Below are 12,865 nucleotides of genomic sequence, written 5' to 3'. Positions count from 1 at the left end.
GCGAATATTAATGTTAGCACATTTTATAACCTTGGAAAAGAAATGCCGTCCTTTATATGACCATGAAAGAGGTATTTATTAGAAATATTACCTTTTCCCTTTCTATACATGTATAGACATGTTACACTAATAATTGTTTTTCTAATATATTGAATTGTTGAACTTTTATGTTATTCGACAAATTTCATCAAAATTATGGTAGGATGAAAACGTATTCATTTCATTTTCTCATCAGGAGGATTTTCATGCATAAAAAAATATATACAAATAAGGATATATTGGTATTGGGACTAATGTTGTTTGCCTTATTTTTAGGTGCCGGGAATATGATTTTCCCTCCATTACTTGGACAAGCAGCCGGTGATAACCTTGGAATATCTGTTATAGGTTTCTTGATTACAGGCGTTGGCCTTCCACTACTTGGAGTAATGGCCATTGCTTATACAGGTGGCGACCTTCAAACACTAGCTAATCGTGTACATCCAATTTTCGGAATTATTTTTACTATTATTATGTATTTAGCGATTGGGCCATTCTTTGGAATACCGCGTACAGGTACTGTAGCCTTTGAAATCGGTGCAACACCTTTCTTACCTGAATCCGTTAACCCACAAGGTTGGGCACTCTTTCTGTTTACTTTAGTATTCTTTGCTATTACGTATTATCTTGCATTAAATCCAGCAAAACTTGTTGATCGAATTGGGAAAATCCTGACCCCCCTTTTGTTACTTGTTATTGGCATTCTTGTTGTGAAGAGTATCGTCACTCCGATGGGTGCTATTGGTGCTCCAACCGAGCCTTACCAAGAATCACCTTTCTTTAAGGGCTTCCTTGAAGGCTATCTGACAATGGACACCATTGCAGCTTTAGTTTTCGGAATTGTTGTAATATCTGCAATTAAGGATAAAGGGGTAACAGATAAAAAAACGATTACTTCTCTTTGTTTAAAAGCAGGATTTATTGCCGCAATAGGTCTTACTATCGTTTACGGTGGGTTATCTTACCTTGGGGCAACAAGTCTTGATGCAGTCGGCGCTGCAGGAAATGGTGGACAAATTTTATCTGGCTCAGCCAATTATCTTTTTGGTTCTATCGGGGCTGTTATTTTAGGTCTTGCCATCACGTTTGCATGCTTGACGACATCTGTGGGACTTGTATCTGCGACAAGCAAGTTCTTTTCCAAAATCATGCCATCTGTATCTTATAAGATATTTGTTGCAATCTTATCTATCTTTAGTTTGGTTGTGTCAAATGTCGGTCTTGAGCAATTGATTACCATCTCGTTACCTATATTGATTATGATTTATCCATTAGCAATTGTACTGATTCTCCTTTCGTTCTATCGTTGGAGAAATGAGTCGTTTGTATATGGCTTTGCCTTACTATTCACAGGCATTGTAAGTTTTGTGGATGGATTGGCTGTGGCTGAAATTAATATCACATTTCTACAGGATATCTTCAGCATACTTCCTTTCTATAATGAAGGGGTAGGTTGGTTGGTACCTGCAGTGATTGGCGTGATTATCGGACTTGTCGTTGGGGCAGTAACAGCCAAGCAATCTAATGAAAGTATTGCTTAATATCTATAAAGAAAAAGGCTTGGATGCGAGTATCCAAGCCTTTTGTTTATAGATAAGAGAGTATAAAATACAGTTGATTTCCGTTCCAGGCGCTTCGCTTGCCTGCGGGCGGTCCGTGAGCCTCCTCGGCTTACACCTGCGGGGTCTCACCTGTCCCTTCCTCCCGCGGGCGTCTGCGCGCCTTCCACTCCAATCAACAAGGTGGCTTCATTCATCGAAGGGTCATGAAAAGCCAGCTAACCTAGATAATTGTATAAGCTTTAACCTCATTTACGTAACTTCCAGCTGTGGATTGGAGCAAATGGCGAAGACTCCAGCGGGGGAAGTAGCGGCATTGTTGAGATCCCTGAAGCGAAGTGAGGAGGCTCAAGGTCGCCCCGCGGAAAGCGCAGCCATTTGCGGAAAGGAACAACGGCGATTAACCACTAACTACTGTTTTAAGCTAAAAAAGACCGGGCGGTTTTGCCCGGTTTTTCTTATGGTTTATTTTTTTCTAGAAGGGAAAGCAGTTGGTCGATGCCGATTCGTTCATTCTCAATGTTCCACTCTTTGACCATTTGTTGAGTGAGCCCGTCTTGATGAATATGTGGGAACGTCACTTTCTCTTCCCTATCTTGCTCTACAGAAGGAAGAGGGCCTGTTTCTTCTTCCTTGGAAGGGGAAGAGATTGCAGGTTGTTGTGCAGCCTCTTCTTTCTTTTCCTGAAAGGATGAGTAAAAACTGTACCATATAAAGGTCCCGCTGATGAGCAGGATGGCTACAAGGAAAGTTTGCGCGTACTTCACTTGTTAACTTTCCTTTTCCAGTACTTTTTCTATTTTCATCAATACACCTGGTTCTACCTTTTCTAACGAAGTAGCTGCTTCTTCCAAAGCATTCTTATATTCATAATTTCTGAATAACTGCTCTGCTTCTACCAAGCTTTCATGAATGGAAGGATATTTGCTTCGATATCGGTTTCCATACTGGATGACACTTTCCGCCAAGTAGGCATGGTCAAGGATTTCCATAGCTTCTTCATGACATTTTTCAACACTTGTCACAGCTTCATAAAGCACCGTATTTACTTCTACGATATTTAACGGTTTTTCTTCCAATTTCCCCGTTACAGCCTTCAGCTGATCATTCGCCAAAGAAAGCTCTTGATACACGCTTTTTCGGCAACCCAGGTATGTTACTTTTTTTCTATAGAACGCTTTACTTCAAATAACATCTTTCTTAAAGAATTCAACTGCTCCCTTGCAGCCATTTCATCCTTACGCAATGCCATCAAGCTTTCTGTATATTGTTGATGGATCTCCTGAAGAGAGTTGATTTGCTCACAGATGTCCTCTAGCTCCTCTTTCAATATGCTGAAGGCAATGGTCTGATCAAGAAGGTGGCCACTGAGTTTCTCATACCTGTCATTGAGTGCTAGCATAGATTCTTCTATTTTCTGTTGTGTTTGAATGTCTTCCTGTTGAAGCTGATAGCTCTCTTGCACCACATAGGTTTCTTGTTTTGTCTTCTCACTTGCAGAAGACAAGGCAATCAGGATAGCTTCAACAGATGGAAGTTCTTTTACGACATAATGTTTTGCCAAGACTTCTTTTTCAATTAGGTCATACAGCTCATCCATTTCTGTTTTAATGAGCTCGATTCCTTCTTTTGCCTCTAAAGCTTTTGTTTCCATAAGCAACTTCGTAGACTGCTTCAGCTTATCTTGAAGGCTAGCAATGCTTTTTTCCAGATTTACATGATCAAGAATGTACCCTTCCGCAAGCATTTCCTTATAGCCCGTTTCCACTTCGGCAAGTTGACTAGGAATGACAGACTGACATTCAATCAAAAGTCCTGGAATATGTTCTAGTTTGATTTCAAAACCTTCTAATTCTTTCTCAATTTTCGTAATCAATTCTCTGGCAACTAGATAATCTCCATTGGAAATAGATTGATTAAATTCTGCGAAAAGCTGATGAATCTGTTCCAATTCTTTCTCCAATAAAGGGGTTGTGCTTCCATACTGATGGCGTTGGTTCAGTAGCTGCTTTTTAAAATTAGAATATTTTCCTTCCAATTTTTCATTTTCCTCTGCACTTTTTGCTTGGCTGCCGATCAGTTCATCTAACTCATCGTAAATAGCTTTAATTTTTAGTTCAATATCTTGAAGTTTGCTGTCAGCAATCGACAACACCTCTTTTGCTTTTTTGAAACGATACTTATCTACAAAATCTTCTGCATCAAAGAGGTATTCTTCGATGTTGATAAGCTCAGTTGATAAAATATTGTCCCATTGATAACGCCAATTCTCAAAAAGTTGTTCTGTTTGACCAGTCATGTTCAAATCTTTCACTTTGGAAAGTTCTTCTGATACGGGTTTATTCATGATCGACATTTTCCAGTTTTCCAATCGGTCCACTTCTGTATAGATTTTCTTTCTCCTAACAAAACTAATGCTGATAAAAATAACTACTAGTGCTAAAATCCCAATAATATATTCCATACCTAGTCCCCTTCTACCCGGATGGTGGTTCCTGTCTTCTATGTACATTTTTCATCTTAATCCATGATTCATCTATGTATAAAAAAGCTAAATGGGTTAATATATATTCCACGCCCATTTTATTTATATTTCAATGTTTTTATGATACCATGTAAACGACATTTTTTGACCAATATTTTTAATTTTTTTACATATTTCTTCTAGTATCGGAGGGTTTTTCTTGATTATCGACAAACATGTCCATACCCCCTATTGTCCGCATGGTAGCACAGATACGATTGAAAAGTATATTAAACAAGCTTTACAACTAAAATACAAAGAAATTTCCTTTACAGAACATGCCCCACTACCGAAGCCTTTTATCGATCCAGCCCCTGACCGGGACAGTGCAATGGATTGGGTAAGCATTCCTGCCTATATGGAAGAATTGAATAAAATAAAGTCCTATTATTCATCTGCCATCAAAATAAACATCGGATTGGAAGTTGACTATATTGAGGGGTATGAAAAAGAAACGCGAGATATTTTAGGAGAACTGGGACCGCTTTTGGATGACAGCATATTGTCTGTTCACTTTCTGAAAAGAGACGAGGCGTATTATTGCTTGGATTTCAGTGAAGAGGAGTTTGAAAGAATTGTTGGGGTCTTTGGTGGCCTTCCAGCGGTTTATGAATCTTATTTTTCTACTCTCTTAACATCCATTAACAGCGACCTAGGCCCGTATAAACCGAAAAGAATTGGCCATATCACCTTGGTGGAAAAGTTCAAAAAACGCTTTCCTCACACAAGACCCATCCAGGAGTATACCGTCCCTATCTTAGATGCCATCGCTTTAAAAGGGTACGAACTGGACTACAACGGTGCAGGATTTGTCAAACCTTTATGTGAAGATTCCTATCCTCCTGCATCCGTTGCAAAAGAAGCACAAAAAAGAAAAATCCCCCTCGTGTACGGATCCGACGCGCACACAGCAAAAGGACTCGGCCAAGGCTATGAATGGATTGATAAAGAATTATTATAAGAATAACCATGTTGATCTGAGCGGAAGGCGCGAAGACTCCTGCGGGAGGAAGGGACAGGGGAGACCCCTGAAGCGTTGTTAGGAGGCTCCCGGATCGCCCGCGGAAAGCGAAGCGCCTGCAGCGAAGATCAACAGTCAGTGGGAATTTTATAATGCAATTTTCTCCAGCTGCTCCTGCTCCACAAACACAGACTGCTCCAACCACTTAACAATCACCTTCTCATACTGATCCACAGCAGACGTCTCATACGGCATAATATGCCAAACCTCCGCCAAATACTGAGACTGCAAAAAAGGCGTACTGATCATGCTCTTCAATTGCATCACTGCCATCAGAACAGAAGGAACCTGAAACTCCTTCTTTTTATGCCCCTTTTCCAGAATAGCTTTAAAGTAATACTTTTCCTTCGTTAAATACGTAGACATAATCTCCCTGACAAGAGTAGTGTCAAACGTAAGCTCTCGATAGACGTATCTTGCCAATTGACGATTCTCACGATGAAACTGCATGGACTTTTCCACACATTCCAAAAGACATTCCCTAGCAGTGTAAGTGGACATTTTTTTGTAGACTTTTTCTAATATGGACACGTACTGATCAAAGAAACTAGATAAAAGATGTTCCTGTAGACCTACTTTATTATTAAAATAATAGGAGATGTGCCCCACGTTCACATTTGCCTTTTTAGTCAAGTTCCCGTACAGAGGTTCCATCATACCCTTTTGTGTTAAAAAGAATGATTGCAGCATCAATGATTCTTTGCTTTGTCTTTTCCATCTTCTTCACCCTTTCTGGTGATTTCGATTCTTAATTATTGATTTCGTGAAGATGAACGTATATCCTTTTATTAAATGTCGACAACTTCATTAGGGATTCTACTTTTGTTGTTGTTTTTCCACAATTAGTCATAAAAATGCGAGGGGATTATGATGTTTCAAGTCGAAAACTATAAAGGTTCGAGAGAAGAAAATTACGAACTTGTGCTTAAACAATTGCAAGCACTTATTGCCGATGAGCCTAATTTCATTGCCAATCTTTCCAACGCGTCCGCATTGTTAAATGTCTTTTTAACAGAAGTAAATTGGGTGGGCTTTTATTTAACAGATGAAACGAAACAAGACATGTTAGTATTAGGGCCGTTTCAAGGTTTACCTGCATGTGTAAGAATTCCATTCGGGCGTGGTGTGTGCGGAACAGCTGCATCTTCAATGGAAACACAGCTTGTGGCAGATGTGCATGCTTTCCCAGGGCATATCGCTTGTGATGCTGCATCACAGTCTGAGATTGTTGTTCCGATGGTAGTTGATGGGAAGGTTATCGGGGTTCTTGATATTGACAGTCCAATCAAGAATCGTTTTGATGAGCTGGATAAAATATATCTGGAGAAATTTATTTCTATTTTGCTTGCTGATGCATGAGAAAAATCCAGACAGAAAATGTCCGGTCTTTTCTAGTAAAAAACATTAATTGGTAGTTAATAGCCGCTGTTCCTTTCCGCAAATGGCTTCGCTTTCCGCGGGACGGTGCTTGAGCCTCCTCACTTCGTTGCGGGGTCTCAACCTACCGTTACTCCCCCGCTGGAGTCTACGCCATTTGCTCCAATCCACAGCTAAAAATAACGTAGACCTATGTAATACCTTTTCAAAAACCCTTCAATACATGAAGTCACCTTGTTGATTGGAGTGGAAGGCGCGTAGACGCCCGCGGGAGGAAGGGACAGGGGTGACCCCGGAAGGCGCAGCCTGAGGAGGCTCACGGACCGCCCGCAGGCAAGCGAAGCGACTGGAACGGAAATCAACAAACTTATATGCTTTTTTATTCATTAAGAAAGCGTCTAACCCAAATACTCAGGGTTAGACGCTTTTATAATGTTTCTTATAAACTATCTAGTGCTTGTTTGAGGTCCTGCCATATGTCTTCTTTGCCTTCTAGGCCGACTGAGAGGCGAAGTAGACTGTCTGTTATCCCCATCAGTTCTCGGTTTTCTTTTGGTATAACCGCATGGGTCATGGTAGAAGGATGCTGGATTAATGTTTCCGCATCTCCTAAACTTACGGCAATTTTAATCAACTGCAATTCATTTAATAGCCTTTGCGCTTCTTCTTTTCCACCTTTAATGGTAAAAGAAATAAGCCCCCCGCCCTTTTTCATCTGCTTTTGCATGATCGGATATGCTTCACTTTTCTTATCACCTGGATAAAAAACCTTCTCTACCATTGGATGTACCTCTAATTGTTCAAAAATATATTCGGCATTATCACAATGGCGGTCCAAACGGACATGCAACGTTTTCAGACCACGAATCAGGAGCCACGCATCAAATGGTGACATAACGCCACCAATATCTTTCAATGTAGTCATGGAGATTTCAGAGATCATCTCTTTGGAACCTACAATTAGGCCAGCTATTACATCCCCATGACCGCCGATGTATTTAGTCGCACTGTGAATCACAATATCACAACCAAGATCTAGTGGCTTCTGCAAATATGGCGAGCAGAATGTATTATCCACGACTACCTTAATATTTTTTTCTTTCGCTATAGAAACAATCAGTTCCAAGTCTATCAATGTCATCGTTGGATTGATTGGTGTTTCCACATAGATGCAAGTCGTCTCCGGTTGGATGGCTTCTCTGATTTCCGATTCTGTCTGCATGGTACAAAAACTGTGTGACACATTATATTTATCTTTCAATAATTGTAATAAGCCAAATGTACATCCATAAATTCCTTGTGAACAAAGAATATGGTCGTTACTTTTCGTTAATGCAATTAATACAGCGGACACTGCTGCCATTCCCGATCCGAACGCAAGACCCGCTTCCCCGTTTTCAAGAGCCGCTATCCGCTCCTCCAGCATTTTTACCGTCGGGTTTCCAAGTCTTGAATAAATATAGCCTTCTTCTTCCCCCGCAAACCTGTTTTCCCCTTGTTGTGCCGTTTGAAAGGAAAAGGTAGAAGTTTGAAAGATTGGTGGTGCCAAGCTTCCCTGATAAATGGAACTATCATACCCATGGTGAATAACTTCCGTCTCAAACTGCTGTTTTTTCTGCTTATCCATAAAAAAATTCTCCCTTCCAATTTCCCATCCATTACTAGCATATGGCAAACACCAGAAAAATGAAAGCGTTTTCTTTAAAGGTGAATAAAATTAGTTATATAATAAAAAACCCTTCATCTTTGACAGGTGAAGGGCACGGTTATGGCAATAGCAATTATCAATTCTTCACTTTTTCACTTATTTCAGAAGCACCTTCTATACATAATTGATCTTTCCCTTGATCCTTAGCTTTATAAAGAGCATAGTCTGCTCTGTGAAAGAGATCCTTCGGGGAATCCTGAGTATTCTTGTTCCAAAAGGAAAGGCCGCAAGAAACTGTTACACCCGGGTCAGTCTCTTCCCTGATCTTTTCTATGATTCTAACGACAATACTCTCCCCTAGATTTAAATCTACTTTCGGTAGATATATTGCGAGCTCTTCTCCACCCCATCTTGCTCCAATATCGGTCTCTCTAATATTTGTTTTGATAATATTGGCAACTTGGATGAGGATTTTATCCCCTACTTGATGACCATATGTATCGTTAACAATTTTAAAGTCATCAATATCCAACAGGATAAATGTACCAAAGGAATCATTTTTCATCGATTTCTTAATTTTATCATCCAAATATTTTCGAGAATAAAGTTTTGTGAGGTAATCTGTAATCACATATTTCTCCAACTCTTCTCGTAACATGGAGTTATTAAAAGCCAAAGTTGAATGGTGAATAAGTGACTGCAACAGCTTAAATTGTTCAAAGCTGAAAAAATACGGCAAGGGATGTGTCACGACACAAGCTCCCTTCCCCCCATTCGGTATGAGCATGGGAATCACCATACAAGAACAGAAAGGAAGGTCCGATAAACGTTTATGTACTCGAAGATCTCCGATGAAAAGCGGCTCCCCGTCAGAATATAAAAACTCCTTCATATGCGTTAGATATTCTTTCATATCGCTTTGCTGGAAGAATTCTGTAGAACCTGGCAAAATCTCCATCCCTTTTTCTTGATAAAAAACAAATGCTACTTCTTTTGCATGAAAAGACTGGAGGATTTTTTTAACCATAAAGGAGGTCACTTCGGTCAATCTTAAGTTTGTATTTAATTGATGGGAAGTTTCATTGATCAGTTGCAAATCGGTTATTACTTGCTTGGATTGTTCATACAGTTGCGTATTCTCCAGCGCTGCACCTGTTGCGTCTGCAAGTAGTTTTATAAATTTGATTTCTGATTCAGGAAGGGTCGCAGCGTCTAAGGAAATGATTTGCATGACACCATATACTCCTTGTCCACCTTTTATCGGAATATAGATATTCGCTCTTCTGTCCTTAATAGAGTTTTCAAATTGCACCTCACCTGTCACATAAGCATTCATGGCACAGATATTGTTATCATCAAAATCCAATTTTTTATAGGTAAATGTTTAAGGTCATCATTATCTGAAGTTAACAAGAGAAGATAAGAAAAGTCCTCATACATTCTTTGTAACAGTTTGATCACTTCAGATAAAATTCCGTCCACAGACATTGCCGAATGAAATTTGGATGTAATGGCATACAATTCCTCATATTGCTTTTCTTCGTATCTTTTAAATATGTATTGATTATAATGTTGAAAAATTATTGAGAGTTCTTTTGACATTTGATTGAAGCTATCTAATGGAAGAGGTACAGGAGAAAGAAAATGAAGGTCAATTTTGCCGATTGCATGTTCCTCATCAAAAAGAGGAATGACCACATTTTCCAAATTACTACCTTCACTTGAAGAAATAGTGTAGGAAACTGCCTGCTCACAAATAAGAGATTGATCTTGTGAAAGAAGATTCTCTTCCAACGTTACAATAGCCTGCTCTGCTTGGAGTTCTTCTTTCAATAACAGTTGCAACTGTGTGAGAAAGGTAGTTTGCGTTAGATTGGAAGACGAAAGGAAAAAATCAAATATTCTGCTTTTAATTTCGAGCATTTTGTTATTAGATTCCATTTTTTTCACCTTTTATATTACTTATTACCTATATTATAACTTTAACAGGTAACAATTTCCTAGTATTATTTTAAGGAACTAATAAAATCGTATTTTTCTCAAATACAACAAACCAAAGATCATTCTGTTCAGAGAGTCGAACGACAGACAATGGTTCTTCATCAAGTTCCTTTTTTAGCAAAGTACCATCTTCATTCTTAATTTGTAGTTCATACTGTTTAGAATCAACTTCGTTTATATCTACTGAAAATGTTGGCTGTTCCTTGCTGATATTTTTCTCTTCCCTTTTTACTTGCTCTAGCTCCCGATCATAATAAGTCCATTTGCTGTCTTCTGTCTTCAACCAAACTCCATCTGAGACGTCATCACGTTTTATATCGGTCGGAGCATCTGCTAGATTTATTGCGTACTGGGTTTCAAAGCGATAGTTACTTTCTACGTCCACTTCGTAAATAATCAGCATAGGTTGATTTTCATGTTCTTTTACCATGGCTAGCTTTGGTGCATGATATTCTTCATTGATTTCCTGGAGAACGACAGTCATTTGTTTTACCTGGTTCTGTTCTGGTTGAACAACGGCTGGATCGCTGGTTGGAGTATATTGACTCACAAATAGATAGAGCGTTACTGCAGCAATCGCTGAAATAATGCTGAATCGGATTATTTTTTCCTTGCCTGTCTCTTTATACATCTTCATTCCACCTTGATATAATTCTGAAAAAATTATATCATAAACTTCTGCTACTTTATCCTATTTAATAGTCCGCAATTTTTTTAAGTCCCCAACCTTTTCTAAACTATCCTTGACTTCTTATCCGTTTTTCCGATATAATAGCGTTTGTGTAAAATATTGCAGCCTATGTGGTATGCTATGTTGATTCATTTTGTTCCCCGTAACTAGTTTTCGGAGGTGTATCGTGTAACTCTTTGCTGCAGAGCGAGGATACATGAAAACAAAATGGTCAAGTAGATGAGTCACATCTGTTATTATTTTACAACAAATAATAACACGAAGGAGGAGTCATTCATGGCTCGTTATACAGGTCCAAGTTGGAAACTCTCTCGCCGTCTAGGCGTTTCATTAAGCGGTACAGGTAAAGAATTAGAAAAGCGTCCTTACGCACCAGGACAACACGGTCCTAACCAACGTAGAAAGCTTTCTGAGTACGGCTTACAATTACAAGAAAAACAAAAATTACGTCACATGTACGGCGTAAATGAGCGTCAATTCCGTAGCATTTTCGATGCTGCTGGTAAAATGCAAGGTAAACACGGTGAAAACTTCATGATTCTTTTAGAATCTCGTTTAGACAACCTAGTTTACCGTTTAGGTCTTGCTCGCACTCGTCGTGGAGCTCGTCAATTAGTTAACCACGGTCACATCACGGTTGATGGATCTCGCGTAGACATCCCATCTTTCCGCGTGAAGCCTGGTCAAGTAATCGGTGTTCGCGAAAAGTCTCGCAACCTAAGCTCTGTTAAGGAATCTGTAGAAGTAAACAACTTCGTACCAGAATACCTAACTTTCACTGCTGACGCTTTAGAAGGTACGTTCACTCGTTTACCTGAGCGCTCTGAATTAGCTGCTGAAATCAATGAAGCACTAATCGTTGAGTTCTACTCTCGTTAATAGTGATGACCAAGAAAACAGGACGGAATTTTCCGTCCTGTTTTTTTATTGCCTAAAAGGATTTTTCCATTCCATCAATGTGGCATGGTTACGTGAGTCTTCGTCTTCTAAGTAATTTCCGACCACTTTCACCGGGGTTCGTCCACAGTGTAAAAGGAACGTGAGGACGGGATCTTTGATATCGCCGTTAACCACTTTTTCCAGATAGCCTTCTGCTGACATTTCATCCTCATACTTATGAAAGTGCGGCATCCTTCCACCACCCAATAAACGTTCCATCCCATGTTGAATGACAACTTCATACATGGATTGCATGAGCCACTTTCCAAGCCCTAGTTTGCGGTAAATTGGACTTACGCTTATATCCACCACATACAAGGTGTTGCCTTCAGGTTCATGGTTTCTGATGTAGCCATTATCCGTAATGTGTTCCCAGGTATGGTCAGGCTCACCTGGAGTATAATGGACACGCAAACCTGTCATGGATCCAGCAATCCACCCATCAATTTCTACACACAGAGCCCCTTCTGGAAACAAATCCACATGGTTCTTCAGCTGTTCCTCATTCCACCACAACTCTGACGGAAAAGGTGGCGGAAAACATTCCTGCTGCACGCGGATCAATTGCGCGAAGTCCTTTTGCTGGTAGTTTCGGATAGTGGCTTTAACCGGCTGGTCTTGATTAAAAACGAAAACCTCTTTTTTATACAACACTAATCCCCCCTCGCTTTACTATTAAGTCTACCATCTATTAATCTTTTACGTTAGTGATCACTGATAGCTTTCATGAAGACATCTCTAACTCCATTATAGCGTCACGGACGTCTTTACACCGTCCATGAAGACATCTCTCACTCCATTTTCACCTCACGAACGTCCTCATACCGTCCATGAAGACATTTCTCCGTCCAATTTCATCTCACGGACGTCTTCATACCGTCTATGAAGACATCTTTCCATCCAATTTCACGTCACCGACGTCCTCATACCATCTATGAAGACATCTCTCACTCCATTTTCACCTCACAGACGTCTTCATACCGCCTATGAAGACATCTCTCACACCATTTTCGCATCGCGGACGTCCTCATACCGTCCATGAAGACATCTCTCACTCCATTTTCAC

At 39.8% G+C, this 12,865-nt stretch carries 14 protein-coding genes; 4 read left to right on the top strand and 10 right to left on the bottom strand.

Annotated elements, in window-relative coordinates:
• Positions 1 to 245: 245 nt before the first annotated feature.
• Entirely contained in the window at positions 246 to 1,580 is a 1,335-nt protein-coding gene (brnQ, locus tag M313_RS0111995; protein WP_010195473.1) for a branched-chain amino acid transport system II carrier protein, read from the top strand.
• A gap of 476 nt (positions 1,581 to 2,056) precedes the next feature.
• Here the strand turns inward: brnQ and M313_RS0111990 are convergent, their stop codons facing one another.
• From M313_RS0111990 to M313_RS23475, 3 genes are read right to left on the bottom strand one after another with little or no spacing between them, the layout of a single operon-like run.
• Complete coding sequence (locus tag M313_RS0111990; protein WP_010195470.1) at positions 2,057 to 2,365, bottom strand: hypothetical protein; 309 nt, start codon at positions 2,363 to 2,365, stop codon at positions 2,057 to 2,059.
• A gap of 3 nt (positions 2,366 to 2,368) precedes the next feature.
• Positions 2,369 to 2,731, bottom strand: a complete 363-nt coding sequence (locus M313_RS26640) for a septation ring formation regulator EzrA (RefSeq protein ID WP_157182462.1) — start codon at positions 2,729 to 2,731, stop codon at positions 2,369 to 2,371.
• A gap of 23 nt (positions 2,732 to 2,754) precedes the next feature.
• On the bottom strand, positions 2,755 to 4,062 hold the full coding sequence (locus M313_RS23475; RefSeq protein ID WP_157182461.1) for a septation ring formation regulator EzrA: 1,308 nt from the start codon (positions 4,060 to 4,062) through the stop codon (positions 2,755 to 2,757).
• A 220-nt stretch (positions 4,063 to 4,282) separates the two neighbouring features.
• On the opposite strand from M313_RS23475, the gene hisJ reads away from it, so the two are divergent.
• Positions 4,283 to 5,083, top strand: coding sequence for a histidinol-phosphatase HisJ (gene hisJ / locus M313_RS0111980; RefSeq protein ID WP_010195469.1), 801 nt, complete (start codon positions 4,283 to 4,285; stop codon positions 5,081 to 5,083).
• Positions 5,084 to 5,230: 147 nt separating this feature from the next.
• Here hisJ and refZ read toward each other — a convergent pair whose 3' ends face one another.
• Both refZ and M313_RS25600 read right to left on the bottom strand, forming a co-directional pair.
• Positions 5,231 to 5,776, bottom strand: coding sequence for a forespore capture DNA-binding protein RefZ (gene refZ / locus M313_RS23470; protein ID WP_087942050.1), 546 nt, complete (start codon positions 5,774 to 5,776; stop codon positions 5,231 to 5,233).
• The gene (locus tag M313_RS25600) at positions 5,769 to 5,861 is read right to left on the bottom strand and encodes a TetR family transcriptional regulator (RefSeq protein ID WP_087942049.1); all 93 of its coding nucleotides are present in this window, start codon (positions 5,859 to 5,861) and stop codon (positions 5,769 to 5,771) included. The genes refZ and M313_RS25600 overlap by 8 nt, the downstream gene beginning before the upstream one ends.
• A gap of 152 nt (positions 5,862 to 6,013) precedes the next feature.
• Between M313_RS25600 and msrC the strand changes: the two genes are divergently transcribed.
• On the top strand, positions 6,014 to 6,502 hold the full coding sequence (gene msrC / locus M313_RS0111970; protein WP_010195466.1) for a free L-methionine (R)-S-oxide reductase MsrC: 489 nt from the start codon (positions 6,014 to 6,016) through the stop codon (positions 6,500 to 6,502).
• A gap of 457 nt (positions 6,503 to 6,959) precedes the next feature.
• Here msrC and megL read toward each other — a convergent pair whose 3' ends face one another.
• The 4 genes from megL to M313_RS0111955 all read right to left on the bottom strand — a co-directional run bounded on the left by megL (position 6,960) and on the right by M313_RS0111955 (position 10,800).
• Entirely contained in the window at positions 6,960 to 8,147 is a 1,188-nt protein-coding gene (gene megL / locus M313_RS0111965) for a methionine gamma-lyase (RefSeq protein WP_010195464.1), read from the bottom strand.
• Between the two features lie 157 nt (positions 8,148 to 8,304).
• Positions 8,305 to 9,480 (bottom strand): sensor domain-containing diguanylate cyclase, encoded by a 1,176-nt coding sequence (locus tag M313_RS23465; RefSeq protein WP_157182460.1) that lies wholly within the window; start codon positions 9,478 to 9,480, stop codon positions 8,305 to 8,307.
• A 20-nt stretch (positions 9,481 to 9,500) separates the two neighbouring features.
• On the bottom strand, positions 9,501 to 10,109 hold the full coding sequence (locus M313_RS24600; RefSeq protein WP_050780676.1) for a hypothetical protein: 609 nt from the start codon (positions 10,107 to 10,109) through the stop codon (positions 9,501 to 9,503).
• A gap of 70 nt (positions 10,110 to 10,179) precedes the next feature.
• On the bottom strand, positions 10,180 to 10,800 hold the full coding sequence (locus tag M313_RS0111955) for a hypothetical protein (protein WP_010195463.1): 621 nt from the start codon (positions 10,798 to 10,800) through the stop codon (positions 10,180 to 10,182).
• 336 nt (positions 10,801 to 11,136) lie between these two features.
• Between M313_RS0111955 and rpsD the strand changes: the two genes are divergently transcribed.
• Positions 11,137 to 11,739, top strand: a complete 603-nt coding sequence (rpsD, locus tag M313_RS0111950) for a 30S ribosomal protein S4 (RefSeq protein ID WP_010195462.1) — start codon at positions 11,137 to 11,139, stop codon at positions 11,737 to 11,739.
• Positions 11,740 to 11,784: 45 nt separating this feature from the next.
• Here rpsD and M313_RS0111945 read toward each other — a convergent pair whose 3' ends face one another.
• Positions 11,785 to 12,450 carry a GNAT family N-acetyltransferase gene (locus M313_RS0111945; RefSeq protein WP_010195460.1) on the bottom strand — a complete coding sequence of 222 codons (666 nt, stop codon included), beginning with the start codon at positions 12,448 to 12,450 and terminating at the stop codon, positions 11,785 to 11,787.
• Positions 12,451 to 12,865: the final 415 nt, after the last annotated feature.

It is taken from the genome of Bacillus sp. m3-13 (assembly GCF_000175075.1).
In the GTDB taxonomy this organism is placed as follows: domain Bacteria; phylum Bacillota; class Bacilli; order Bacillales; family Bacillaceae_I; genus Sutcliffiella_A; species Sutcliffiella_A horikoshii_C.
The sequence above is the reverse complement of the archived record's forward strand: the minus strand, read 5'-3'. Positions and strand labels throughout refer to the sequence as shown.